The sequence below is a fragment of the Sphingomonas xinjiangensis genome, assembly GCF_014199255.1.
In the GTDB taxonomy this organism is placed as follows: Bacteria; Pseudomonadota; Alphaproteobacteria; order Sphingomonadales; family Sphingomonadaceae; genus Sphingomonas; species Sphingomonas xinjiangensis.
In genome coordinates, this window is record NZ_JACIJF010000007.1 from 30068 (window position 1) to 54565 (window position 24498).

Consider the following 24498-nt stretch of genomic DNA (forward strand, 5'->3'; position numbering starts at 1 on the left):
TGATGCCGTGCCGCCCGCGCTGCGGCGGATGCGGATGCTCGCCACCGGGCTGCTGGTGCTGATGGCCGGCGTGTTCCTGGCCAGCCGGCAATATGAGGAGGTGCATCCGGCGATCGGTTTCGTCCGCGCCTTTGCCGAGGCGGCGATGGTGGGCGGGCTAGCCGATTGGTTCGCGGTGACGGCGCTGTTCCGCCACCCGCTCCACCTCCCCATCCCGCACACCGCGATCATCCCGCGCAACAAGGATCGCATCGCTGACACGATGGGCGTGTTCCTGCGCGACAATTTCCTGATCCCCAAGGTCGTGGCACGGCGGATGCAGCGGCTGGACCTAGCGGCCGCCGCCGGGCGGTGGCTGGCGAACCCAGGCGAAGGCCGCGGGCGGCTGCGTGCAGGGATCGGGCGATTGGCGGCGGACATGCTGGAGTCGCTGGATCAGGAGCGGCTGGGCGGCATGGCCAAACAGGCGCTTGCTAACCGGCTGCGCGCGCTGGAGATCGCGCCGCTGCTCGGCCGCGCGCTGGAAGCGGCGATGGCAGGGGACCGCCACCGTCCGCTGCTCGATGGGGCAATCCGTTGGGCAGCCAAGGTGCTGGAAGCCAATGAGCACCTGATCCGAGCGATGGTACACGAGCGCTCGGGCGCGGTGATGCGCTGGACCGGGCTGGACGAGACGCTGGCCAACAAGATCATCGATGGGTTGAGCAAGCTGATCGCGGCCATGGCAGAGGAGCCCGATCACCCGTTGCGGACCAAGGCCGAGGAAGGGCTGGCGCAGTTCGCTTATGCCCTGCAGAATGATGCGGACAAGCGGGCCCGAGTGGAGGCATTCAAGAACGAGTTGCTCGACAATCCGGCACTTGCAGACTGGTGGCTGGGCATTTGGGAATCCGGGCGAGCAGCGATGCTGCGGATCGCGCGCAATCCCGATGCGATGCTGAAGGGCGAATTCGCCGGGGCGATGCGGCAATTGGGCGAGACGTTGCAGCACGATGCGCGGCTGGCCGGCACGATCAACCGGTTTGCGCGAAGAGCCGCGGTGGGGGCGGCTTCGGACTATGGCGATGGGATCGTACGGCTGGTGTCGGACACCATTCGCGGATGGGACGCACAGACGGTTACCGGGCGGCTGGAGAATGTGGTGGGACGCGACCTTCAGTACATCCGGATCAACGGCACGGTGGTTGGCGGGTTGGTGGGAGTCGGCATCCATGCCCTGGACGTGCTGATCTAGGCGGCCACTATCTTGTCGACGCGGAAAACAAGGGGCGACGCCGCCGCCCCTTACCCCTATCTCTTTGCAATCATTCAGCTTGTCGCGGTGGCGACCGTATCCGGGGTGGCGCCGGTCAGGACCAGTTCGCCCTGCTCCTCTCCGTCCCAATAATGCAGGCGCGTGCCGCGGACGTTGATGAGCACCAGCCCCGGCGTGTCGATGCCGTCCTTGAACCAGCGATCCAGGTCCGAGGTCCAGTGTTCCTCGAACCGCGCCTTGTCCTGGATGATGTGCACGTCGCCTTCGATATGGATGAAGACCGGCTTCATGCCGAGCATCCCGCTTTTGCCGTGGAAGCCAAGCCCGACCTTGGGATCGGCGCGCAATTCGCGCACCACTCGGGTATCCTCGCAGGCGAAATACCAGCTGTCGCCGTCATAATCGACGTCGCGATTATTGCTCATCGGGCGTCCGGCGATGGTGCCGCCGTCCGAGTGAGTGGAGAGCATCGCGAAGTCGATATCCTTCATGATGCCGGCCAGTTCGCCAAGGGTCTTGGGCATGCGCAACTCCTTCAAGGGTGTGGAGGAGAACGCACCGCCGCGCCGCTTGGTTCTAGCGCCAGTCGAGCAGCGGCCATCCCTTGGCCGCCGCCAGCGTCCGGAGCGGCGCATGCGCGTTCACTGCGAAGGGTTCGTCGGCCCAGGCGAGCAGGGGCGCGTCGGAGACATGGTCGGAATAGGCGCGGACATGACAGCCGTCACGGTCGATCCCCTGCCCCGCCAGCCAATCTTCAACCATGCGGAGCTTTACGGGCCCGTAACAGTTCTCCCCTTCAAGCAGGGAGAGAATATGGCCGCTGGCATTGCGCTGCGCCTGGGTGGCGATCACGTCGTCAAAGCCGAGGCGGCGCGCAATGCCAGCGGCATAAAAGCCGTGCGATGCCGTCGCCATCACCAGCCGGTACCCCGCCGCACGATCCTCCGCGATGCGCGCCCGCGCGCCGTGCAGCACGCCATGCTCGGCCTCGTGCGCGGCAAAGCCGTCGGCAACCCGCTCCAGGTCGGCAGCGCCCAGGCTGTGACCGAGCAGCAGCCGGTGAGACACTTGCTTCAGTGCCGCGCGATCGAGCCGCTTCAGCAGATAGGCGCCCCCGGCCAATCCGACCACGGGCAGAAGGCCGAGCCGCCAGGGCGCGTGCCGGCGCGCGGCCTTCACCAGGAACCGCGTCCAGGTGGGCGCGGCGGTGATGGTCTTGTCCATGTCATAGATCGCAAGGTGCTGCATTGCCGCATCTAGGCGCAGGCCCCTTCCCCATGCCAGCGCTTCCGCTTGCCGTGCGAGAACAAATCGCCGAAAGGTGCAGATGATGAGGGGTAGCGCCGATTTTGAACGAATCGAGGACGGTGGCGGCACGCTCCGCTTCACCGGCAATCTTTCGCTCGCGTGCCTGCGCGACCTGCCCGACCGGCTGAACGCCATCGAAGGACCGGTGGCGATGCTGGACCTGAGCGGGGTCGAGCGGCTCGACACGGTCGGCGCCTGGCTGATCCACCGTTTCGCCCGCGATCACCAGAGCGAAGTGCGGGGGCTGGAGCCCGATGAGCAGCATCTGCTGGAGCAGGTCGCCGCCGCGGAGCAACCCGTCGAGCTTCCACCGCGGCCCGCCAGTCCGCTGATCCGCGTTGTCGGCGAGATCGGCGAAGCAGTGACCAAGTCGGCTGGGACGATGCTCGGCCTGCTCGGTTTCCTGGGCGCGACGCTGATTGCATTCTGGAACGTGTTCACCCATCCCAAGCGCTTCCGCTTCAACGCGACGATCCAGCGCTTCGAGGTGGTCGGCGTCTCCGCGCTGGGCATCATCGGGCTGATGAGCTTCCTGATCGGCATCGTCATCGCCCAACAAGGCGCGGTGCAGCTGCGCCAGTTCGGTGCCGAGGTTTATACGATCAACCTGGTCGGGCGCATCACCTTGCGCGAGCTGGGTGTGCTGATGACCGCGATCATGGTCGCGGGACGTTCGGGATCGGCGTTCGCGGCCCAGCTGGGCACGATGAAGCTGACCGAAGAGATCGACGCGATGCGCACGATCGGCGTGTCGCCGATGGAGGCGCTGGTGGTGCCGCGGACGCTGGCGGTGGTGCTGATGATGCCGCTGCTCGGCTTCTATGCCTCGGTCGTGGCGATCATCGGCGGCGCGCTGCTATCCTGGGCGACATTGGGCATTCCGTTCGTCACCTTTATCGAGCGTATCCGCGAAGTGGTGCCGCTGACCGATTTGTGGGTCGGGCTGGTCAAGGCGCCGGTGTTCGGGCTGATCATTGCGGTTTCGGGCTGTTTCCAGGGCATGCAGGTGGAGGGCGACGCCGAGCAGGTCGGCAGCCGCACCACCACCGCGGTGGTGCAGGCGATCTTCCTGGTGATCGTGGTCGACGCGTTCTTCGCGGTATTCTTCAGTGAGATCGGCTGGATCTGATGGCGCGCCGCGAACAGGAAGACACGATCATCCGCGTGCGGGGCCTGAGAAACGGTTTCGGCGAACAGATCGTCCATGACGGACTGGACCTGGACGTGCGCCGCGGCGAGATCCTGGGCGTTGTCGGTGGATCGGGTACCGGCAAGTCGGTGCTGATGCGCTCGGTCGTCGGGCTGCAGACCCCGATGGAAGGTACGATCGAGGTGTTCGGCGAGAACACGATCGGCCGCGAGGAAACCGATTCGATCAATATCCGCAAGCGCTGGGGCGTGCTGTTCCAGGGTGGCGCGTTGTTCTCGACGCTGACCGTGTCCGAGAATGTCCAGCTGCCGATCAAGGAGTTCTATCCCGGGCTGGACGCCGCGCTGTTGCAGGAGATCGCCGCGTACAAGGTGGTGATGACCGGATTGCCGGCCAATGCCGCGCCCAAATACCCGTCCGAACTGTCGGGCGGCATGAAGAAGCGTGCCGGGCTTGCCCGCGCGCTGGCGCTCGATCCCGAATTGCTGTTCCTCGACGAGCCGACTGCAGGGCTCGACCCGATCGGCGCGGCGGCGTTCGACGAGCTGACCTTGTCGCTTCAGAAGACATTGGGGCTGACCGTGTTCCTGATCACCCATGATCTGGATTCGCTCTATGCGATCTGCGACCGCGTGGCGGTGCTGGCCGACAAGAGAGTGATCGCGGTTGGCACGATCGACGAACTGCTCGCGCTGGATCATCCGTGGATCCAGGAATATTTCAACGGTCCGCGCGGTCGCGCCGCGGTCGCCAGTGCCGGGAACAAGCCGGCGCCCGAGGACAAGAGGCTCTGATGGAAACGCGTTCGAACCATGTGCTGGTCGGCAGCGTCGTGCTGATCCTGTTGGCGATGCTGGCCTTGTTCATCGTCTGGCTGGCGCGGCTGAGCGGCGGCGACGAGCGGCAATATGACATCTTCTTCAAGCAGGCGGTCGACGGGCTGAGCGCGGGTTCCGCGGTCAACTTTTCGGGCGTGCCATCGGGCCAGGTGAAGGAAATATCCTTCTGGGCGCCCGACCCGAGCCTGGTGCGGGTGCGCGTCAGCGTGAAGCCCGAAGTGCCGATCCTGGAAGGGACCACCGCGTCGATCCAGGGCAGCTTCACCGGCCCGAGCACGGTGCAGCTGGACGGGGCGACCAAGGGCGCGTCGCCGATCCGCTGCCCCGAGCAGAACCCCAAGGCGGCGTGTCCACTGGGCGTGCCGATCATCCCGACCAAGCAGGGCGGGCTGGGCGCGCTGCTGAACTCCGCGCCACGGCTGCTCGAGCGCATTTCAACGCTGACCGAGCGGCTGTCCGAGCTGCTTGGTGACCGCAACCAGAATTCGATCGCCGGCATCCTGGCCAACACCAACCGGCTCACCCGCGCGCTGGCCGACCGCGGACCCGAAATCGCCGCGACGCTGGCCGAAACGCGCATCGCCATCCAAAAGGCGGGCATCGCGTCGCAACAGATCGGCGAATTAGCGGCAACCACCAACGGCGTGCTTGCCGAAGACGTGAAGCCGACCATCGCCAACCTGAACAAAACGATCCAGGCCGCCGGGCGCAGCGTCGAGACGCTGGACTCCACGATCGGCGACGCCCGGCCGGGGCTGCAGGCGTTTTCCAAGAAGACCATCCCCGAGATAGGTCAGTTGATCCAGGATCTGCGGGTCATGTCGACCTCGCTCGCCTCGGTTGCCGAGAAGCTGGACCAGGGCGGTGCATCGAGCCTGATCGGATCGCCCAAGCTGCCCGATTACGAGCCCAAGAAGAAGTGAGGACTCCCATGAAGACGCGCGCCCTGATCCTCGCCCTTCCCTTGCTGACCCTGCCGCTGGCCGGCTGCGTCTCTTTCGGGGCCAAGACGCCGGAATCGCTGCTGACGCTGAACCCGGCGGTGCAGCTGCCGGTGGGGGAATCGCAGCGTTCCAATATCGCCGCGACGATCACCGTGTCGGTCCCGTCGGTGCCGCAGGAACTCGCCGCGTCGCGCATACCGGTGCATACCGGCGGGACGGCAATCGCGTACGTCAAGGATGCACAGTGGGTGGAGCGCCCATCGCAGCTGTTCGCGCGGCTGCTGGGCGACACGATTTCAGCGCAGACCGGCCGGCTGGTGCTGAGCACGCGCCAGTCGCAGCTCGATCCCGGCGCCTATCTTCAGGGCGAGCTGCGCGCGTTCGGGATCAACGCCGATACGGGCGAAGCGGTGGTGACCTATGACGCGGCGCTGACCCGCGGGCCCGAAACGGTGATCGAGAAGCGGCGCTTCGAAGCGCGGGCGCCGGTGGCGGTGGTGGAGTCGGCGGCCGTGGGTGTTGCACTGAACCAGGCCGCGAACCAGGTGGCCACCCAAGTCGCGGAGTGGGTTGGGCGCTGAGCGCCTGACGCGGCGCGAATCCAGTGCAGTAGGATGACGTCCCGGGCGGAGGCTGGGGTCCAGTTGCCCTGCCCTTCGACCGGCAGGCTACAACTCGCCAGCATCTCTAACGGGGGCCCCGCTTTTGCCGGGGAGCACCTACCCCGGCTTCAAGGACCCGTGTGTCAACGCCGTCACTGTGCGCGGCGGATGGAGGCCTGGGCGTTGCAGATGTCGGCGCCGCCCATCGGCACGGTGAAGAAGGGCGGCTCGCGGTTCTCGCGGCTGCGAATCCAGGCGGCGAAGCGCGGATTATCGGTCGCGCGGTATTGGAAGCGCGGGCGCTCGTCCTCGGGCAGCTGGGTGGCCAGGCGAACCGACAGGATCGCCGTACGTTCGGCGGCATTCTCATAGACGCCGAGCGCGCCGGTGCCGCGCGGCAGGCTGGAGAGCCATTGCATTCCCTCGATCACCCGGCCCACCACCGCGATGTTGCGGTCGAGATGGCGCGGGGCGTGGCCGATCACGGTGTAGAGTTCAGCGCCGCTGCCAGTGCTGGGCGCGAGATCGCGGGCAACGCCGACCATGCCATAGCAATGGGTGAGCCAGGCCGCCTTGCCATCGGTGGCAAGCGGCCAGCCATCGGCGCTGTGACCGGTGCGCTGGGCATAGCTGTCGGGCTTGGCCAGCGTGGTGACGCCGTCGAAGCGGGACCAGTCATATTCGGCGGGCGGATTGGCGATAACGGTTGGCGGGAGCGGCTTGCTCTCGGTCGCGTCGCCCCATTGCGTGACGTAATTGTCCTGGACGCGGTACACGCTGGTGCCGTCCCACCAATGCGCCTGGGCGAGCTTGCGGATGTTGGCAACGTGCGCGGGGGCGTAGCGGGGGGCGAGACGGAGGAAGGTCTGGTGCCCGCCCTGAAGCGTGATGACCAGGATCTCGTCATCGGGGATCGCGCGCCAATCGGCGTCGGCTGCGTCCGCCGCGCCGGGCGCAGGTGCGGCGGTCTGGGCCGAGAGCGGCGACGCGAGGGCGAACGCGGCGAGCGCGAGACTGGGTTTCAGCATGGGCGCGAGACTGACATGGCGAAGCCGGCTTGCCTAGCCCGCCCGCACGGGCTAGGGCCGCGCGTTCCAGAGCATGCGGAGCGGTGGCCGAGTGGTCGAAGGCGCTCGCCTGGAAAGTGAGTATACGGCAAAACCGTATCGAGGGTTCGAATCCCTCCCGCTCCGCCACTTGCATCCTCGCACCTTCGTGGCCGCACGCGCCGTGGCACTATCGTCCGGCGGCGTTTTCTGTATGCATTCGGCGCAACGCCATTGATCGTCGGGACAGCGGAGCATCAGACGCCGCGCCGACAGGGAGAGACTGAATGCGTGCGCTATCCTTTGCCGCCGGGTTGCTGCTTGCCGGTGCTGCGGGGCCGAGCCTGGCCCAGGTTCCGGACAATGCCGGCCCGTATAACGCCGCGTTCCTGAAGGGCGGGATCGGGATCGAGCGCGACGTGGCGGGTGCCGACGCCGCGCTGGCGCAAGGTGCGGCATGGTCGTTGTCGGGCTGGGTCCGGCCCGAGGACGCGCGCCAGAACGCGGCGTTGCTTGCGCTGGGTGGCAGCGGCGGACCGGTGCGCGGCATCGAACTGCGTGGCGGACGGCTGGTGGCGGTGGACGGCGGGCGCAGCGTTTCCGCCACTGCCGCGCCGCGCGCAGGCGAATGGACGCATGTCGCGGCGGTGTCGGACGGGCAAACCCTGACGCTCTACGTCAACGGCAGGCGTGCGGGCGCGGTCTCCGCCCGGTCGTCGGCAGTGGCACCGCGGCTGGCAATCGCCCCGGTTGGTGCCGACGGGCATTTCGGCGGGACGTTGGTGCACGCGACCTTCACGCCCGCCGCGCTGCCACCCGAGGCGATCGCGGCGGCGGTTCGCAAGCGTCCGGACTTCGACCTGGTGCAGATCTGGCGGGTCGGCGTCGGCTGGGAGTGGCAGAAGCAGGCGAACACCGGATTGTGGCGCCAGCAGGACCCGTGGACGCTTCCCCAGGCCCGGGGCGAGACGAGCACGGCGGCGGTCGCAAAGCCGGTGGAGAACGCGCCCACACTCGATCGGCGCGCGGACGGGCGCTGGACGATCAACGGGTGGCAACTCGCCGCCGCACCGGAGGTGAAAGAGGACGGCGCAGCGCTGTCCCGCCCGGGGCGAGCGAGCGGCACCTGGCGCGAGGCGACGGTGCCGGGCACCGTGCTGACCACCTTGGTCGACCGCGGCGTCTATCCCCATCCCTATTACGGGCTGAACAACCTCGCGATTCCGGAACGGCTGGCGCGGCAGGATTATTGGTATCGCACCAGCTTCACTGTGCCCGCCGAAACGGCCGGCAAGAAGCTGACGCTGATGTTCGGGGGCATCAACTATGCCTCGGAGATCTGGGCGAACGGCGAGCGGCTGGGCACCACCAAGGGCGCGTTCATCCGCGGGCAGTTCGATTTCGTGCCCGTGGCCGGCGAGAACATGCTGGCGGTGCATGTGTCGCCCCCGCCCCACCCCGGCATCCCGCACGAGCAGTCGATCGCCGGCGGCGTAGGGGAGAATGGCGGGCAGCTCGCCATTGATGGACCGACCTTCGTCGCGACGGAGGGCTGGGATTGGATCCCCGGCATCCGTGACCGCAATACCGGACTTTGGCGTCCCGTAGAGCTGCTGGCGCATGGTGATGTCCGCATCCTCGACCCCCAGGTAATCACCGACCTGCCGCTGCCGCGCAACGACAGCGCAGACGTATATGTGACGGTGCCGGTGCGGAACTCGGGTTCGGCTGCGCGGGACGTGACGGTGCGCGCCGCGTTTGGCGACGTGCGGGTGGAGAAGCGCGTCACCGTGCAACCGGGGGACACCGCCGTCGCCTTCACGCCCGCCGAGTTCCCGGCGCTGCGCGTGCGCAATCCGCGGCTATGGTGGCCCAATGGCTATGGCGAGGCGGCGCTGTACCAATTGTCGCTGGAGGCATTGGCGGGCGGACAACTGTCCGACGCCAAGACGCAGCGCTTCGGCATCCGGGAGGTCAGCTACGACCTGTCGCTGTTCGACAGCGCCGGGGCGCTTCGCCGCGTCAATGTGCAGACCACCGATGGCAAGCTGGCCGGCACCAAGCTGATCGACGTCACGCATGAAGGCATCAAGCAGAGCCCGAACGGCTGGGCGGAATCGCTGACTCCGGCAGGCGAGCGCTCGCCTGCCGTGACGCCGGTGCCGCAGCGGATGCCTGAGCCGCATCTGACGATCCGCGTGAACGGTGTGCCGATCGCGGCGCGAGGCGGCAATTGGGGCATGGACGACGCGATGAAGCAGGTCAGCCGCGCGCGGCTTGCACCCTATTTCCGCCTCCAAAAAGAGGCGCACATGAACGTCATCCGCAACTGGATGGGCAACAACAACGAAGACGAGTTCTTCGAGCTTGCCGACGAGAACGGCATGATGGTGCTCAACGATTTCTGGCAATCGACGCAGAACTTCCAAGTGGAGCCGCAGGACCCGCAGCTGTTCCTCACCAATGCCGTCGACACGGTGAAGCGTTACCGCAACCACCCGTCGATCATCCTGTGGTTCGGCCGAAACGAAGGCGTACCCTATCCGGCGCTCAACGAAGGACTGGACGATGTGGTCGCCGAGCATGACGGCACGCGCTGGTTCACCGGCAGCTCCAACGTGGTGAACCTGCAAGGGTCGGGCCCCTATAATTACCGTCCGCCGGCGGGCTATTTCACCGATCTGGCGACGGGGTTCTCAGTGGAAACGGGCACGCCGTCGCTGTCGACGCTGGAATCCGTGCGCGCATCGGTGCCGGAGAAGGATCTGTGGCCGCTCAGCGACACGCTGGCCTATCACGACTGGCACTTTGCCGGGAATGGCGACACCAAGACGTTCATGCAGACGCTGAACACGATGTTCGGCGGCGCGACCAGCTTTGCCGATTTCGAACGCAAGGCGCAGCTGATGAACCTCGAAACCCACAAGGCGATGTACGAGGGGTTCCTGGGCCATTTGTGGACCAAGAATTCGGGCCGGCTGCTGTGGATGACGCACCCGGCCTGGCCCTCCAACGCGTGGCAGATCTATAGCTGGGACTATGACACGCACGCGGCTTATTACGGCGCCAAGAAGGCAGCCGAGCCGCTGCACGTACAGCTGAACCTGCCAGGCAACGAACTGGTGGCGCTCAACACCACGCAGAGCGCGGCGCGCGGGCTGACCGCGCGCACGCGGGTGGTGGGGCTCGACAACCGCGAGCTTTTCACCCGCAGCGACCAGGTGGACGCGGAGGCCAATCGCGCGACGCCGCTGTCGGCAATCCCGCTGGACACGATTTTCGTGCAGCACCCCATGGTGCTCGTCAGCCTGCAGCTGCACGACGCGCAAGGCCAGCTGGTGTCGGAGAACTTCTATTGGCGCGGGCGCGACACCGCCGCTTATCGCGCGCTCAGCGATCTGGCGCCGGTGCGGCTGGACGCGAGCGCAGCGGCGCCCCTGGTCGCCGGCGAAGATCGCGTGATCGCGGTGACGCTTGCCAACACCAGCGCCGTGCCGGCGCTCAATGCCAAGCTGACGCTGGTGGACGGACAGGGCAAGCGTATCCTGCCCGCTTTTTACAGCGACAATTATGTCGCGCTGCTGCCTGGCGAGCGCAAGCAGATCGAGATTCGCTATCCCGTAAGCGTGACGGCGGCGCCGTCGCTGACGCTGCGCGGGTGGAACGTGCCCGAGGTGCCGGTAGCGGTGGCGCGCTAGCGCCGCACCCCGGGCGGGTTGCCGGTCAGTCGCCGGCGACCCGCTCGAGATAGGCCTCATGCGGCTCAGCCTGCGCCACCGTCGTCCCGATCGCCGCGCGCATGCGAGCCAGCGTCTCCGACAGATCAGCGGTGCTGAACTGGTCGGCAAGCGGCGAATAGCGCGCGGGCAGATCCCGGAACCCGGCGTACATGCTGAGCCAACTCGGGTCCTGGAAGGTGTCCCATTCGTTGCGGACGAACTCGCCCCCGGCGCGCCAGGTATCGAGCTTCACCTGGAGTCCCTCGGGCAACTCGACCGACCGCATATGGTCCCAGAAAGGCTCACCGGCGCGGCCATTCGCCCAATAGTGAAGCAGCAGAAAGTCGCGAATCCGTTCGAACTCCAGAACCGATTGGCGGTTATAGATATCGGCGAGCCGTGGGTCGAAGTTCGTGTCGGGGAAGAAACGGACCAGCCGTTCGAGCCCCGACTGGATCAGCGTGATGCTGGTCGACTCCAAGGGCTCGAGAAATCCCGACGCCAGCCCCAGCCCCACGACGTTGCGGTGCCAGAAGCGCGCGCGATGGCCGGTGGTGAAGCGCAGCCGGATAGGGGCGGCAAGCGGCTCCCCTTCCACGCTGTCCAGCAGCATCGCCTCCGCCGCGTCGTCGCTGATGAAGTCCGAACAATAGACATGGCCGTTGCCGATCCGGTGGCGCAGCGGGATGCGCCACTGCCATCCGGCTGGCCGTGCGCTGGCGATAGTGAAGGGCTCCGGCTCGGGGCTCGCCGCCCGGCATGGCAGCGCGATGGCGCGGTCGCACGGCAACCAGCGGCGCCAGTCAACGTACGGGACGGCCAACGCCTTGCCCAGCAACAGGCTGCCGAACCCCGAACAATCAATCCACAAATCGCCCGTGATCCGCCGACCATCTTCGAGCGTGATTCCGGTTACGCCACCGCGCTCGCCATCGCACTCGACCTCGTCGATGCGCGCATCAATGCGCGTGACTCCGGCGGCGGTGGCGCGGCTGCGCAGCAGTGCGGCGAAGCGCGAGGCGTCGAAATGCACGGCAAAGTCGAACACGCCCAGATCGTTCGCGGGCTGTGCTGCGGGTTGAAGGAATCGCCCGTGCTGCGCGAGTTGGGTCGCGAGGCAATAGGCCGACAGCGGTGTGGGGTCGCCTGCTTGGCGAAGCTTTAGCCAGAAATGATGAAAGGCGACTCCCCGCGCCGGCGCGCCATACAGGCCAAAGGGATGGAAGAAACTGTCCTGCGGCGTGTTCCAGCCATCGAAGCGAATGCCGTATTTGACCGTACCTTCGGTGTCACGCAGCACATCGGCATCGCGCAGGCCCACTGCGGCGAAGAAGTCGCGGATCGCCGGCACGGTCGCCTCGCCCACTCCCACCGTGCCGATCGCCGAACTCTCCACCAGCGTGATGGCGATGTTCAGGTGAGCCAGCCGCCGGGACAGATAGGCAGCGGCCATCCAGCCGGCGGTGCCGCCGCCGACGATCACGATGCTGGCTATCGGTTCCGCCATGCTTTTTCTCCACGCATCGGATCAGCCGCCCAAAGCGGAACCGCCGCACTCGTCGAAACAAGCGCGGCGGCGATAGGCGATGGCAAGGATCGAGATCAGAACCGGGCGCGGACGCCCGCGATGAAGCGCCGCTCGTAGATGTTCTCGAACAGCACCTGATCCGCATAGGTCAGATAATAGCGCTCGGTCTCGGCGGTCAGATTGGACGCCTGGCCGTAGAGCGTCAGGTTCGGCGTCACGTCAAAGGAGATCGACGCGTCCAGATAGTTGGTCGGCCGCTGATACTGCGCCAGCCCGGCGATGCCGCCATAGTCGGACGACACCAGCCGCTTTGAGCGGTAGTTATAGGCGACGCGCGCCTGGAGCCCGTACTTCTCGAACCAAAGCGCGGCGTTGACCTGGTGCTTGGAATTGTCCTGGAACGGCTGGTCGTTGCCTGCAAGATCGACGCGCCCGGCATCGCCGAGGGAAAGCGTGTAGTTCGCGTCGACACCGAACCCGCCGAAGAAGCCATCGACGCCATAATCCGCCAGAGCTTGGCGTGCCGACACTTCGAGGCCCTTGAGCGTACCGCCCCTGCCCTGCGCCGTCGTACCGACCGGCACCTCGCGGCGGATCACGCCATCATTGTCGGGGATGTCATTGCGGATAACGGTTCTATTCTCGATGAAGCTGGCGACATCGATGTAGAAGGCGCCCAGCGCGACTAGGCTGGAGCGGCCGGTATAGTATTCCAGGCTCGCTTCGATATTGTCCGCGCGCCACGGATCAAGCTGCGGATTGCCGCGCGCGTTGGCACCACGCGCCTCGAACAGGTTGGTCGCGGTGTTGATTGCATAATTGACGTTCAAGCCACCGCCCCATTGCAGGAAGTCGAGCAGCGTCATGGTGTTGGCGTAGGCGGCCCGGAAGCGGAGCCCTTCGGTCAGGTCCACGGCCAGGTTGAACGCCGGCAGAAAGTCGGTGAACTCACGCGTGGTGAGGAGATCGCCGGCATCGACGCCCGACACCCCGTAAGGCTGCGGCACGCCGACGATGTTTTGACGCACGGTGAAACGGGTGTTCACCACCCGCACGCCGCCGTTGATCTTGAACGGCATGCCCAACATCTCACCCTGACCCGCGACTTCGGCATAGCCCGAGATCTGGCGCAGATTCATGCTGAACGAGTCCGCCGGATTCACATTGTTGATGCTGCCGGGATAGAATTTGTTCTGGAACGCCTCAGAGTCGTCCATCGCCTTGGGGTCGAGCACGTACAGGTTCGGCGTGCCGGCGGCCGGCAGCGTGTACTGCTTCACCTGCCCCTGGAAGATCGGATCGGTGGCGAGGCGCGTGAAGCCAGCCGTGTACGGGACGCCCGCAGCGTCGCGCACGGCACAGGCGCCGTCGCCCAGATTTACGTCGAACGCCTTCCACTTGACCAGGCAGCCCGCGGCCGGATTGCTCGGATTGTCGGTGTTGCCGGCATAGAAGGGCGACACGCGTTCAAAGGTGAACTGATCGACGCTGCGTTCGCCATAGCGGGCGCCGAACTTCACGCGCATCGTGTCGTTCGGGTTCCACTCACCGTCGCCACGCAAGGCCCACAAATCGCCATTCTGGTAGACATTGTTCTCGGACGAAATGGTCTTCAGGCCATAGCGCGACGGATCCTGCGTCTGATCCAGGAACGCTTGCGAGAAGGCGAAGACGGGTACGCCGCTGGAATAGTCGACCGTCGCGTCCTGGCTGTAGGCGCGGTAGCCGGTCGGGTTGAAGCGGACATCGCCGCCCAGCGAGGCGGGATAGTTGCCGACACCGTCATAGGCCCATTGTGCGCCGTCGGTCAGGTTGAACTGCGCATAGGACTGGTCGAGCTTCCGGCTTGCCTTGCCATAGACGCCGCGCACCGTCGCCTTGAACTGGTCGCTGGGCTTCCAGTCGAGCTGAAGATTGTAGTTCTGCGATTCCGAGCGAATGCGGAACGTCTCGGAATAGCTGTCGAAGTTCGGCAGATCATAAGCGTAGGTCTGGACGGTGTTGAGGTTGTACCCGCCGACGACTGCCCCGGTGTCGCGCGAATTGGTGGGCAGATAGGGTGAGGACTGCCAATCCACCACCTGGAACTGGAAGCCCGCAGTGCGGTCATATTGCGTCTGCTTGGTATAGAAGCCGTCCGCCGTGAGCCGGAGCGCGTCCGAAAATTCGAACTGCAAGGACGCATTGGCGCCGAGCCGCTCGCGGCTGGTGATCCGATTCCACGCGGTATGCGACTGCGGCGTGATGAACGCGTCGTTGGCGTCGCCATCGCCATTCACGTCGAAGCCGACAATCGCGCCCGCGGCGTTGCGCACCGGCGTGCCGCGGCTCGCCGTCAGCGCCGAGCAACGCGTGCCGCCCACCGCGGGCGGTGTGGCGAACGCGGCCGGGGTGATGCATGAGGTGGTCGGATCGCCGTCGAAATTCGGCGCCGTGTTGTACAGGACCGCGCCGCTTGCATCGCGCTGGTAGTTGCCGACCGCGAAATCGCCGGGATTGGTCGCGCTGCCGCCCTCGTTGCGCAGCGCCACGCCATAATCCTGGATGCCGCGGAAGCTGTTCGACAGGGTCAGATCGCTATAGGCGGCCGAGACCAGCACGCCAAAGCGGCCCGAATTATACGCGATCAGCCCGTTGGCCGACGGATTCCACTTCTTGGTCTTGTCGCCATATTGCGCTTCGGCGGCGGCCGAGACCGTCAGCCCGTTCTTCAGGTCGAACGGGCGCCGGGTGAGCAGGTCCACGGTGCCGGAGAGGCCGGCATTCTGCAGCGAGGCCGTGGGCGACTTGAACACGGTCGCACCCGAAAAGAGCTGGGAGGGAATGTCAGTGAAGTTCGGCTGCACCGTGGTAACCGAGTTGGCACCCAGGAACTGCTCGCCGTTCATCAGCGTCGTCACCTGCGGCAGGCCGCGAATGTTGATCGCCCCGCCCTCGCCGGCCTCGCGCCGGATCTGCACGCCGGGAATGCGCTGCAAGGAATCGGCGATGGTAACGTCGGGAAGCTTGCCGATATCCTGAGCGCTGATCGCGTCGACAACGCTGTCAGCTTCGCGCTTGACTTCGATCGCACGGGCCTGCGCGGCGCGGATGCCCGTGACGACGACTTCGGTGCCCTCATCATCAGCCTGAGTAGGCGCCGCTACGGAGTCCTGTGGCCGGGTGCTTGCGTCGGGATCGGTGGCTGCCGACGCATCCTGCGCGCTGGCAGCACTTGCATAGGCGGCGCTAAGCACAAGCGCAGAGGATGCCAGAAGCGCAAATCGGCGCAAACGTACCTGTTCTGCAAGCATAGATCTCTCCCTGAGCAGCCGGGCGTTATCCCCGATTTCCGCTATTATTTTGATGTATTCGTTGAATTGGAAAAGCTGTCAAGCACCTCGCGGCGCGCCGAAAATTCAAACTGCAATAGTGTCGTCCATGCAACATGCGGGCATAAGACACGTCCGTCCAGCAGGGTAGGCGTTCAAACCTTGATGAACCACCCCTTGCGGCGCAGCCACATCATCGCCCAGGCGATCAGCGCCATGTAGATGAGGACCGGGAGCAAAGACGCGACCTGACCCGGCAAGATGCCCAAGGTCGCGCGGTATGGAAGCAGCATCAGGTCCCACCCGATCATGTCCGACGTCACCATGTGCAGCACATAAGCGGCGATCGCGTTCGAGCCGAATGCCAGCGCGACGGCTGCCGGCCAGCCGCCGGGCACATGGTCGCGCCCGTCCACTGCCCAATGCAGCGCCGCCAGGGCGAGGCTGGTCAGGCCGCAGGTCACCAGTACGAAGCTGGACGACCAGATGTCCTTCACGATCGGGAAGCCGATGCTGCAGGCAAGCCCCACCACCAGCATTGCGGCGCCCGCAGCGGCCAGTGGCACACTCGCCCCCCGCTCGGGCCGGGTGCGCAGGAAGATGCCGATCAAGACGCCGATCAGGCCGTGTGCGATCGCCGGAAGCGTGCCCAACAGCCCTTCGGGGTCATAGCCCTCGGGCCCCTTCACATAATTATGGTTTCCCGCGCCCAGTAGCACCCGGTCGACCGACGCGACGAAATTGTGGCCACGCACCCACAGGTCGTTGGGCAATCCGTCGGCCGCGGGCAGCAAGGTCATCGGCCAATAAAGCAGCAGGGTCGCGGCCGCGACGATCGCCAGCACCCGCGGCGACAGCCACAGATACAACAGCGCGCAGGCGCCATAAACGAGCCCGATCCGCTGAAGCACGCCAAACAGCCGCCATGCGCCCGAGCCGAAATCGGCGAACCAGTACAGGTTCGACAGCACGAACCCGATCAGGAGCAGGCGCAGCGTACGCCATCCGATCCGCCCGACGGTGTCGGCCCTGCCGCGCGCGATCGAGAACGGAATGGCAACGCCGACCATCATCAAAAAGGCCGGAAACACCAGATCGGCGAGCGTCAGCCCGCTCCATGAGGCATGCAGCAGCAGCGGAAACACCGGCGCCTTGACCGAATAGAACATGCCGGCGGCGGCGTTGACCAGGATCATCCCCATGACTGCGAGCCCACGCAGCAGGTCCAGCGACACCAGCCGCGGCCTGGGCGCCGAAGATAAGCGTCCCGCCGCCTGTGCGTCGCCTTGTACCGTCGAACGATGCGCTATCATGGCTTTTCGCCTCCCCTTGTGGCGAAAGAAACAGGAAAACGCGCCGGCGTCCACGCCAAAGCGCGCAATCACCGGTCAGGCATCGCCGTTGACCACCCGCCGCGGCGATGACAGGTTCGGCGCAAATCAAGGAGAGGCGAACATGCGGCGACTGGCTTTTGGCGTGATGCTCGGCATTGCCGCGCCAGCCGCAGCGCAGGACCAGGCGGCGCTCGACCAGCTTGCGGCGGACCTGGGCTATCGCTTCACGATCGTCGACAACCAGCCGAAAAGCTGCCCGGGCGGCGGCGGGTGCTTTCTTTCTGAGATAGCGGTCACGGTGCCTGCGGCGCTATCCGCCGAGACCGATCAGTTGGAGATCCGGTTCGGCTATGTCAGCCGCATCCTATCGGTGGACAGCGACGTGTTCGACAGCCGTCTCATAAACGGCGACTTGAACGCACTTACGCTCAAGCCGGGCAAGCGGCTGGAGGCGGGCCGCACCTACCGGGTGCGAATCATCGGCTCGGGACATTTCTTTTCGCGCAACTTTGTTATGCCCAACGCGTATCTGGTCGCGCCGGGCCTGGCACCGCGCGTGATCGCCGCGACACGCACCGGCATCGATGCGGAGACCGGGCTGGAGACGCTGCCGTTCGTGTCTCCGATGCGCGATCCCGCTCTCGCGACGGGCAACAGCGCCGACCGGACCCGCTGGCTTACGCCCGAACGCGCGTTTGAGCGCTATGCCACGCGCGGCCCGGCAACCACGCCCGACATTGTGATCCTGCCCAAGCCCCTGTCCGTGCAGCGTCCTGCCGGCGCGACAACCGACCTGACCCGCGGCATGCGGGTGACGCTGCAAGGCTTTGGCCGCGCACAGCTCGCTCCGGCCCTGGCTGCGGTCGCCGGGGAGGTTGCCCAAGGCGGCGTACCCGTTCGCATCGTTAAAGGGCGCGGTCGCCCGCCGGAGGGATATCGCCTGCATGTCGGCGATGGCGCGGTGCGCATCGAGGCGAGCGATGCGGCCGGCGCGAACCATGCGCTACGCTCGCTCGCGCAACAGGCACGTCATGAAGGTGGGCGGCTCCGCCCGCTGACCGTCCAGGATGCCCCCCGGCTGGGCTTTCGCGGGCTGCACGTCGATGTCGCCCGCAACTTCCACTCCAAGGCCGAGATGCTCAAGCTCATCGAGCAGATGGCCGCGTATAAGCTCAACAAGCTACACCTTCACCTGGGCGACGATGAGGGGTGGCGCCTGGAAGTGAAGGCGCTTCCCGAACTGGCCGAGATCGGCGGGTTCCGCTGCCTCGACCCGTCGGAACGCACCTGCCTGCAACCGCAGCTCGGCGCGGATCCCGCCCGCAATGCGCCCGTGAACGGCTTCTTCAGTCAGGACGACTATCTAGAGATCCTCGCGGCGGCCAAGGCGCGGCAGATCGAGGTCATTCCATCCTTGGACATGCCCGGCCACTCGCGTGCCGCGATCCGATCGATGGAGGTGCGCTACGATCGGCTTCGCGCCGCTGGGCGAATGGCGGAAGCGGAGCGTTTCCGCCTGCGCGAGCCAGACGACACGACCCGATATCGCAGCATCCAGAATTATGACGACAACACGCTGAACGTCTGCCGCGAGCAAACCTACCGCTTCCTTGGCACCGTCGTGGACGAACTCGCGGCGCTGCATCGCCGCGCGGGCACGCCGCTCACCACCTATCATATCGGCGCGGACGAAACCGCCGGAGCCTGGTCGCAGTCGCCCTCCTGTCAGGTCATGATGGCAAAGACCGGACTCACACCCAAGCAGCTTGGTGCGCATTTCATCGAGCGCGTGTCGAAGGATCTCGCCGCCAAACGCATCCGGGTCGCCGGCTGGAGCGACGGAATGGGCCACACCGCGACACAGCGCATGCCGCGCGCGGTCCAGTCCAATATTTGGGGCGGGCTGTTCACCGGCGGCGTCGCGGAGGCGCACGACCAGCTGAACCGCGGCTGGCGCGTGGTGCTGTCCATCCCCGACATCGGCTATCTTGACATGCCCTACGCGCCGGATCCCGAGGAGCCGGGATATGACTGGGCCGCGCGCGAGGTGGAGCTGTTCCAGATCTTCGCCTTCATGCCCGACAACCTTCCCGCCAACGCGTCGCTGCGCACCAACATCCTCAACCAACCGGTTACCCTGCGGGACGACAAGCCGCGCCAGGCGGGGCGCGCCGTTGCCGGCATGCAGGCGCAGCTGTGGAGCGAGACAGTGCGCAGCGACGCACAAGTCGATTACATGCTCTTCCCGCGCTTGCTCGGTTTCGCCGAACGCGCATGGGCGCCCAAGCCCGCTTGGGAGCCAGCCTATGTGGCAGGGACGAGCTTCGCAAATGGCGACGGCAAGGTGGACTTGCGCGCCGTGGAGGCCGGCTGGCGTGAGTTCGCCGGCCGTGCCGCCGCCGCGCTCGCCGAGCTCGACCGCGACGGCGTCGACTATCGGCTCGCGCCCCCCGGTGCGCGGATCGTTCACGGGCGACTGGAAGCAAACAGCGAGCTGCCGGGCGTGCCGATCGAGTATCGCGACGGCGATGGGCCCTGGCAGCCATATGCCGGTCCGGTGGCTGTTCGCGGGCCCGTTTCCGTCCGCACCCGCTCCCCCGATCGGCGTCGCCCTGGGCGAACGGTGCTGGTGGAGAATCGATGATCCAGCCGGCGATCGCCGGCTAGATCAACCGACGCTTCAGCCGTGCCGCCGTGCGGAAGCCAGGTGATGGGCGTGACAGATCGCCACCGCCAGCGCGTCCGCCGCATCGGCCCCGGCGATTTTCACGCCGGGCAGCAAGCGCGACACCATCGCGTGAACCTGAACTTTGTCGGCGGCGCCGGTGCCGACCACGGCCTTTTTGACGATGCTGGGCGTGTACTCGCCGACGTCCAGCCCCGCCCGGGCGGCGGCGCAGATCACGACGCCGCGTGCCTGGCCGAGCTTCAGTGTCGATTGCGCGTTGCTGTTGACGAACACTTCCTCACACGCCGCGGCCTGTGGCGCGTGATCGGCGATCAGCGCGGCGAGCATCGCGTCGAGATGCGCCAGCCGGCGGGCAAGCGGCGCCTTGGTGTCCGTCTTGAGCTGGCCGTTGGCGAGGTGGCTGAGCCGGTTCCCCTCGGCGCGGATGAGCCCCCAGCCGGTGGTGCCGAGGCCGGGATCGAGGCCGAGGAGGATCATATTCGGTTTACGCGAAGGTGCGAGGACAAAGCGCTTAAGGGCCGCTTCGCGGCCGAGGCGCGGAGGCGCAGAGTAGCCGCGTTCCTCTGCGGCGTCAGCCACCTCACGGCAACCCACAGGCTTGGCGGTGGATCGAAATAGGGGGCCGCGTGCGCGGCAGCGGAAAGTCTCCGCGCCTCTGCGCCTCGGCCGCATAGCGGCCCCAGAACTACCTTGCGCCGTGGCGTCTTCGCGTGACTGAAGATCAGCCCAATTTCTCCATCACGTCGTCGGAAACTTCGTAATTGCCCCACACGGTCTGGACGTCGTCGTCATCGTCCAGCGCATCGATCAGCTTGAACAGCGTGGCGGCATCCTCGGCGTCGACCGCGACCATGGTCTGCGGCTTCCAGGCGAGCTTTGCGCCCTCCGCCTCCCCCAGCACTGGCTCCAGCGCCTTGGCGACTTCGTGGAGCGACTCCTGCGCGGTCCAGATCTCGTGCCCGTCCTCGGAACTGGTCACATCCTCGGCCCCGGCTTCCAGCGCGGCTTCGAAGACCTTTTCCGCGTCGCCAACGTTGGCGGGATAGTTGATCAGTCCCATCCGATCGAAGCCGTGGCTCACCGATCCGCTGGCGCCCAAATTGCCGCCATTCTTGGACACCGCGACGCGCACATTGGTCGCAGTGCGGTTGCGATTGTCGGTCAGCGCCTCGATGATCAAGGACACACCACCCGGGCCAAAGCCTTCGTAGCGGATTTCCTCGTAATTCTCCATGTCGCCCTTCGACGCCTTGTCGATCGCCCGCTGGATATTGTCCTTGGGCATCGACTGCGCCTTGGCGGCGTTCACCGCCGCGCGCAGGCGCGGGTTCATGTCGGGATCGGGCATCCCCATCTTCGCCGCCACGGTGATTTCGCGGCTGAGCTTGGAAAACATGCCAGAGCGCTTCTTATCCTGCGCGCCCTTGCGGTGCATGATGTTCTTGAACTTGGAATGGCCTGCCATTGCGCTCTCGTCTGAATTCGGTGCTGCGTCTCTAAGCCAGGCGCGGGGCTGCGGGCAATGGTCGGTTCTTTGCGCCTTCGCGCCTTCGCGTGAACTAAAAATCAGCCCATGCGCGCAAATCAGATGCCCAGCGCCTGCTTGTAGGTTTCCAGCAGCATGTCCGCCTCGTCGCGATGGTGCTTTTCCATGCGGCGCAGGCGGATGATCGAACGCATCGTCTTCACGTCGAACCCGGTCGACTTGGCCTCGCCGTACACGTCCTTGATGTCGTCGGCGATGCCCTTCTTCTCTTCCTCCAGCCGCTCGATACGCTCGATGAGGAGGCGGAGCTGTTCGGCGGAAATCGAATCGGACATGGAAGTACTCCGTGGGTCTGGCGCCGCATCGCGGACGGCCTGCGCGAATCGCGCGGAGCTCGGGCGGGCGGCGATGAAGATGGAAGCCGCGCGCTTAATCGACGCCTGCGCGCCGCTCAAGCCCCGCGTGTCAGCGGCCCGGTTCGCTCATCGCGGGCGGGTCACTGGCCGGAAAGCTTTCGTCGAGCGCCTCGTCCAGTGCGCCTTCGCGGTGGTTCTTCTCCACGCTCGCCTTCATGCGGGCCAACTGCTCGGGCGTGGCTGCGCCCTGATGCTTCGCCTTCCACTCCGCGGCGGGCATGCCGTGGATCAGTTCGCGCGCTTCGTCGCGGGTGATCGCGCCATCGGCCTCCATCACCCAGTCGGCCAGGCAGTTGCGGCAGAAACCCGCGAGCCCCATGAGGTCGATGTTCTCGGCGTCCTTGCGGTGCTGGAGATGCCGCACCAGCCGGCGGAAGGCCGCCGCGGCGGTTGCATCATCCAGCGTGTCGAGCGTCGCCAAGGGAAGTCTCCATAGTTGATCCTTCAGCAATAGCGGTTAGAGGCGAGCGCGCACAAGGCGAGGAGCATTTATATGACACAGGCAGTAAGCCCCCGATCCCGCAAGGTCCGCGTGCTCGCGACCCTGGGTCCTGCCAGCAACTCGCCCGAGATGATCGAGCGCCTGTTCGACGCTGGCGCCGACGCGTTCCGTGTCAACATGAGCCATGGCGACCAGGAATCTAAGGTTCCGGTGATCCAGGCGATCCGCATGCTGGAAAAGACGCGCGGGCGTCCCACCACGATCCTCGCCGACCTTCAGGGACCCAAGCTGCGCGTCGGCAAGTTCGCCGAGGGCAAGGTGCTGCTGGAAACCGGCAGCGAGTTCGTGCTCGACCGTGATGCAACGCCGGGCGACGCCACCCGGGTCCAGCTTCCCCACCGTGAGATCTTCGAAGCCGCGCATGCCGATGCGCGCCTGCTGCTCGACGACGGCAAGATGGTGCTGCGCCTGCTCTCCGCCAGCCCCGATCGGCTTGTCACCCGCGTCGAGGTCGGCGGATATCTGTCCAATTCCAAGGGGTTGAACGTTCCTGACATGGTCCTGCCGCTTGCCGCGCTGACCGAAAAGGACCGTAGCGACCTCGCTTTCGCCGTCGACCAGAACGTAGACTGGATCGCGCTTTCCTTCGTGCAGCGCCCCGAAGACCTGATGGAAGCGCGCCGCCTGATCGGGGGCAAGGCCGCGCTGCTCGCCAAGATCGAAAAGCCCAGCGCGATCACGCGGCTGGAGGAAATCGTGGAGCAATGCGACGGCGTGATGGTCGCCCGCGGCGACCTGGGCGTCGAGCTGCCGCCGCAATCAGTGCCGCCGCTCCAGAAGCGTATCGTCGAGACCGCGCGCCGCCTGGGCCGCCCCGTGATCGTGGCGACGCAGATGCTCGAATCGATGATCGAATCGCCCTCGCCTACCCGCGCCGAAGTGTCGGACGTGGCGACCGCGGTGTATGACGGCGCCGACGCGATCATGCTGTCCGCCGAAAGCGCCGCGGGCAAGTGGCCGATCGAATCGGTGACGATGATGGATTCGATCGCCGACGCCGTGGAGCGCGATCCCGCTCATGGGGACCGCGTGCACTTCACCGTAACCAAGCCGGACCCGACCACCGCCGACGCGCTCGCCGAATCGGCAAAGAACATCGCCTGCACCGTTTCGGCGGCGGCGATCGTGTGCTTCACCAGTTCGGGCTCGACCGCGCGGCGCATCGCCCGCGAGCGGCCGACCGTGCCGATCCTGGTGCTGACGCCAAGGCTGGAAACTGCGCGCCGCGCGGGGCTGCTCTGGGGCACCCATGCGGTGAACACCCGCGACGTCGGCTCTTTCGAAGAGATGGTGGCCAAAGCCAAGCGCATGGCGCTGCGCCACAATCTGGCGGGCGCGGGCGACCGCATCATCGTCACTGCCGGCGTGCCGTTCGGAACGCCGGGTTCGACCAACGTGCTGCACGTGGTCACCATCGTGGGCGACGAATTGAAGAATTACGAGGGGCGCGAGGCGTAAGCCTCCGCCCCGCTACGCATCATAGCGGGTCCTGCTGGATTGCAGCGACAGACGAAGCGGGACCCCGGCTCAAGGCCGGGATGACGATAGCTAGTGGAGCAACCCGAGGCTGACCAGCTCGGCGCGGAACGCCGCAGCGTCGGTGAATTGCACCGCATGGATACCCATCGAAGCGGCGGCGCCGATATTCGCGGCATTGTCGTCGACGAACACGGCGTCGGCCGCCTCAAGACCAAAGCGGTCTAAGGCGAGGCGGTAGATCGCCGGATCGGGCTTCACCAGCTTCTCGTCTCCCGAGACAACGATGTCGCGGAAGCGGTCGAACAGTTCGCGGTGGTTCGGCACCCACTCGCGCCAGAACTCGCCGGAGAAGTTGGTGATCGCGAACAAGGGCACGCGCGCACCGTCGAGTTCCTCGACGATCTCGGCCATGCCGGGAATCGCCGGCCCGACGCTTTCGTTGAAGCGCGGCCCCCAGGCGGCGATCAGCTCGCCATGATGCGGATACAGCGCGGTAAGCTCCGCCGATGTCTCGGCGAAGGGGCGTCCAGCGTCATGCTGGAAATGCCACTCCTTGGTGACCACGTCCTTCAGAAACGCGTCGAGCGCCTGATCATCCTCGATCAGACGCTCGTACAAGAAGCGCGGATCCCAGGAAAAAAGCACATTGCCGACATCGAAGATGACAGCCTTGGGCTTTCCCATGCGGATCAGCCCTGGCGGGCCTTGAAGCGCTTCTGCGTCTTGTTGATCACGTAAATCCGGCCACGGCGGCGGATCACGCGGTTGTCGCGGTGCCGCCCCTTGAGCGACTTCAATGAATTCACGATCTTCATGACCGATTCGCTTCTCAAACTATAAGGAATGCCGAAAAAGAGGCGCCCGCCTATAGTCAGGGCCCGGCGAAGTCA

20 protein-coding genes and 1 tRNA gene are annotated in these 24498 nt (G+C 65.9%); 9 read left to right on the forward strand and 12 right to left on the reverse strand.

The annotated features are described in order from the left end of the window. The first annotated feature begins 28 nt into the window (after positions 1 to 28). Positions 29 to 1234 (forward strand): DUF445 domain-containing protein, encoded by a 1206-nt coding sequence (locus FHT02_RS12450; RefSeq protein WP_184088270.1) that lies wholly within the window; start codon positions 29 to 31, stop codon positions 1232 to 1234. Positions 1235 to 1308: 74 nt separating this feature from the next. On the opposite strand, the gene FHT02_RS12455 is transcribed toward FHT02_RS12450, so the two are convergent. Together FHT02_RS12455 and FHT02_RS12460 are read right to left on the reverse strand one after the other, a co-directional pair. Beyond that, positions 1309 to 1779, reverse strand: a complete 471-nt coding sequence (locus FHT02_RS12455) for a pyridoxamine 5'-phosphate oxidase family protein (RefSeq protein WP_184088042.1) — start codon at positions 1777 to 1779, stop codon at positions 1309 to 1311. A gap of 52 nt (positions 1780 to 1831) precedes the next feature. Continuing rightward, a complete protein-coding gene (locus tag FHT02_RS12460) occupies positions 1832 to 2503 on the reverse strand; it encodes an HAD family hydrolase (RefSeq protein WP_184088044.1) in 672 nt (223 codons plus the stop codon). An 82-nt stretch (positions 2504 to 2585) separates the two neighbouring features. On the opposite strand from FHT02_RS12460, the gene FHT02_RS12465 reads away from it, so the two are divergent. From FHT02_RS12465 to FHT02_RS12480, 4 genes are read left to right on the forward strand one after another with little or no spacing between them, the layout of a single operon-like run. Continuing rightward, positions 2586 to 3692 carry an ABC transporter permease gene (locus FHT02_RS12465; protein ID WP_184088272.1) on the forward strand — a complete coding sequence of 369 codons (1107 nt, stop codon included), beginning with the start codon at positions 2586 to 2588 and terminating at the stop codon, positions 3690 to 3692. Beyond that, positions 3692 to 4507, forward strand: coding sequence for an ABC transporter ATP-binding protein (locus FHT02_RS12470; protein WP_184088046.1), 816 nt, complete (start codon positions 3692 to 3694; stop codon positions 4505 to 4507). Before FHT02_RS12465 ends, FHT02_RS12470 begins: the two co-directional genes overlap by 1 nt. Next, positions 4507 to 5475 carry an MlaD family protein gene (locus tag FHT02_RS12475; protein WP_184088048.1) on the forward strand — a complete coding sequence of 323 codons (969 nt, stop codon included), beginning with the start codon at positions 4507 to 4509 and terminating at the stop codon, positions 5473 to 5475. Before FHT02_RS12470 ends, FHT02_RS12475 begins: the two co-directional genes overlap by 1 nt. An 8-nt stretch (positions 5476 to 5483) precedes the next feature. Beyond that, entirely contained in the window at positions 5484 to 6077 is a 594-nt protein-coding gene (locus tag FHT02_RS12480) for an ABC-type transport auxiliary lipoprotein family protein (RefSeq protein WP_184088050.1), read from the forward strand. 173 nt (positions 6078 to 6250) lie between these two features. Here the strand turns inward: FHT02_RS12480 and FHT02_RS12485 are convergent, their stop codons facing one another. Continuing rightward, the gene (locus tag FHT02_RS12485; protein WP_184088052.1) at positions 6251 to 7126 is read right to left on the reverse strand and encodes a peptidylprolyl isomerase; all 876 of its coding nucleotides are present in this window, start codon (positions 7124 to 7126) and stop codon (positions 6251 to 6253) included. Positions 7127 to 7203: 77 nt separating this feature from the next. On the opposite strand from FHT02_RS12485, the gene FHT02_RS12490 reads away from it, so the two are divergent. Both FHT02_RS12490 and FHT02_RS12495 read left to right on the forward strand, forming a co-directional pair. Beyond that, positions 7204 to 7294 (forward strand) — tRNA-Ser (locus tag FHT02_RS12490). A gap of 137 nt (positions 7295 to 7431) precedes the next feature. After that, complete coding sequence (locus tag FHT02_RS12495; protein ID WP_184088054.1) at positions 7432 to 10842, forward strand: glycosyl hydrolase 2 galactose-binding domain-containing protein; 3411 nt, start codon at positions 7432 to 7434, stop codon at positions 10840 to 10842. 25 nt (positions 10843 to 10867) lie between these two features. Here FHT02_RS12495 and FHT02_RS12500 read toward each other — a convergent pair whose 3' ends face one another. The 3 genes from FHT02_RS12500 to FHT02_RS12510 form a co-directional block, all read right to left on the reverse strand. Then, a complete protein-coding gene (locus FHT02_RS12500) occupies positions 10868 to 12370 on the reverse strand; it encodes a tryptophan halogenase family protein (protein ID WP_184088056.1) in 1503 nt (500 codons plus the stop codon). A gap of 95 nt (positions 12371 to 12465) precedes the next feature. Further along, positions 12466 to 15627 (reverse strand): TonB-dependent receptor, encoded by a 3162-nt coding sequence (locus FHT02_RS12505; protein WP_184088058.1) that lies wholly within the window; start codon positions 15625 to 15627, stop codon positions 12466 to 12468. Positions 15628 to 15857: 230 nt separating this feature from the next. Then, positions 15858 to 17015, reverse strand: coding sequence for an acyltransferase family protein (locus FHT02_RS12510; RefSeq protein ID WP_184088060.1), 1158 nt, complete (start codon positions 17013 to 17015; stop codon positions 15858 to 15860). Positions 17016 to 17157: 142 nt separating this feature from the next. Here FHT02_RS12510 and FHT02_RS12515 point away from each other — a divergent pair, with 142 nt between their 5' ends. Then, the gene (locus FHT02_RS12515) at positions 17158 to 19680 is read left to right on the forward strand and encodes a family 20 glycosylhydrolase (protein ID WP_184088062.1); all 2523 of its coding nucleotides are present in this window, start codon (positions 17158 to 17160) and stop codon (positions 19678 to 19680) included. A 36-nt stretch (positions 19681 to 19716) separates the two neighbouring features. Here the strand turns inward: FHT02_RS12515 and ruvC are convergent, their stop codons facing one another. The 4 genes from ruvC to FHT02_RS12535 all read right to left on the reverse strand — a co-directional run bounded on the left by ruvC (position 19717) and on the right by FHT02_RS12535 (position 22048). Further along, the gene (gene ruvC, locus FHT02_RS12520) at positions 19717 to 20202 is read right to left on the reverse strand and encodes a crossover junction endodeoxyribonuclease RuvC (RefSeq protein WP_184088274.1); all 486 of its coding nucleotides are present in this window, start codon (positions 20200 to 20202) and stop codon (positions 19717 to 19719) included. A gap of 244 nt (positions 20203 to 20446) precedes the next feature. Further along, positions 20447 to 21190 carry a YebC/PmpR family DNA-binding transcriptional regulator gene (locus FHT02_RS12525; RefSeq protein ID WP_184088064.1) on the reverse strand — a complete coding sequence of 248 codons (744 nt, stop codon included), beginning with the start codon at positions 21188 to 21190 and terminating at the stop codon, positions 20447 to 20449. A gap of 119 nt (positions 21191 to 21309) precedes the next feature. After that, positions 21310 to 21546, reverse strand: a complete 237-nt coding sequence (locus FHT02_RS12530) for a DUF2312 domain-containing protein (RefSeq protein ID WP_184088066.1) — start codon at positions 21544 to 21546, stop codon at positions 21310 to 21312. Between the two features lie 130 nt (positions 21547 to 21676). After that, a complete protein-coding gene (locus tag FHT02_RS12535; protein WP_184088068.1) occupies positions 21677 to 22048 on the reverse strand; it encodes a DUF1244 domain-containing protein in 372 nt (123 codons plus the stop codon). A 72-nt stretch (positions 22049 to 22120) separates the two neighbouring features. Here FHT02_RS12535 and pyk point away from each other — a divergent pair, with 72 nt between their 5' ends. Then, positions 22121 to 23587, forward strand: coding sequence for a pyruvate kinase (pyk, locus tag FHT02_RS12540; protein WP_184088070.1), 1467 nt, complete (start codon positions 22121 to 22123; stop codon positions 23585 to 23587). Between the two features lie 90 nt (positions 23588 to 23677). Here pyk and FHT02_RS12545 read toward each other — a convergent pair whose 3' ends face one another. Both FHT02_RS12545 and ykgO read right to left on the reverse strand, forming a co-directional pair. Next, a complete protein-coding gene (locus FHT02_RS12545; RefSeq protein WP_184088072.1) occupies positions 23678 to 24292 on the reverse strand; it encodes an HAD family hydrolase in 615 nt (204 codons plus the stop codon). A gap of 5 nt (positions 24293 to 24297) precedes the next feature. Continuing rightward, a complete protein-coding gene (gene ykgO / locus FHT02_RS12550; RefSeq protein ID WP_010543750.1) occupies positions 24298 to 24423 on the reverse strand; it encodes a type B 50S ribosomal protein L36 in 126 nt (41 codons plus the stop codon). Between the last annotated feature and the right edge of the window lie 75 nt (positions 24424 to 24498).

Excerpts from the sequence above, each read along its gene's own strand:
- FHT02_RS12465 (WP_184088272.1), top strand. The coding sequence starts at position 2,586 with ATGAGGGGTAGCGCCGATTTTGAACGAATCGAGGACGGTGGCGGCACG.
- FHT02_RS12455 (WP_184088042.1), bottom strand. The coding sequence starts at position 1,779 with ATGCCCAAGACCCTTGGCGAACTGGCCGGCATCATGAAGGATATCGAC.
- FHT02_RS12525 (WP_184088064.1), bottom strand. The coding sequence starts at position 21,190 with ATGGCAGGCCATTCCAAGTTCAAGAACATCATGCACCGCAAGGGCGCG.
- FHT02_RS12545 (WP_184088072.1), bottom strand. The coding sequence starts at position 24,292 with ATGGGAAAGCCCAAGGCTGTCATCTTCGATGTCGGCAATGTGCTTTTT.
- FHT02_RS12470 (WP_184088046.1), top strand. The coding sequence starts at position 3,692 with ATGGCGCGCCGCGAACAGGAAGACACGATCATCCGCGTGCGGGGCCTG.
- FHT02_RS12475 (WP_184088048.1), top strand. The coding sequence starts at position 4,507 with ATGGAAACGCGTTCGAACCATGTGCTGGTCGGCAGCGTCGTGCTGATC.
- FHT02_RS12515 (WP_184088062.1), top strand. The coding sequence starts at position 17,158 with ATGCGGCGACTGGCTTTTGGCGTGATGCTCGGCATTGCCGCGCCAGCC.
- FHT02_RS12530 (WP_184088066.1), bottom strand. The coding sequence starts at position 21,546 with ATGTCCGATTCGATTTCCGCCGAACAGCTCCGCCTCCTCATCGAGCGT.
- FHT02_RS12460 (WP_184088044.1), bottom strand. The coding sequence starts at position 2,503 with ATGCAGCACCTTGCGATCTATGACATGGACAAGACCATCACCGCCGCG.
- ykgO (WP_010543750.1), bottom strand. The coding sequence starts at position 24,423 with ATGAAGATCGTGAATTCATTGAAGTCGCTCAAGGGGCGGCACCGCGAC.
- FHT02_RS12495 (WP_184088054.1), top strand. The coding sequence starts at position 7,432 with ATGCGTGCGCTATCCTTTGCCGCCGGGTTGCTGCTTGCCGGTGCTGCG.
- FHT02_RS12450 (WP_184088270.1), top strand. The coding sequence starts at position 29 with ATGCGGATGCTCGCCACCGGGCTGCTGGTGCTGATGGCCGGCGTGTTC.
- FHT02_RS12510 (WP_184088060.1), bottom strand. The coding sequence starts at position 17,015 with ATGATAGCGCATCGTTCGACGGTACAAGGCGACGCACAGGCGGCGGGA.
- FHT02_RS12485 (WP_184088052.1), bottom strand. The coding sequence starts at position 7,126 with ATGCTGAAACCCAGTCTCGCGCTCGCCGCGTTCGCCCTCGCGTCGCCG.
- FHT02_RS12500 (WP_184088056.1), bottom strand. The coding sequence starts at position 12,370 with ATGGCGGAACCGATAGCCAGCATCGTGATCGTCGGCGGCGGCACCGCC.
- pyk (WP_184088070.1), top strand. The coding sequence starts at position 22,121 with ATGACACAGGCAGTAAGCCCCCGATCCCGCAAGGTCCGCGTGCTCGCG.
- ruvC (WP_184088274.1), bottom strand. The coding sequence starts at position 20,202 with ATGATCCTCCTCGGCCTCGATCCCGGCCTCGGCACCACCGGCTGGGGG.
- FHT02_RS12480 (WP_184088050.1), top strand. The coding sequence starts at position 5,484 with ATGAAGACGCGCGCCCTGATCCTCGCCCTTCCCTTGCTGACCCTGCCG.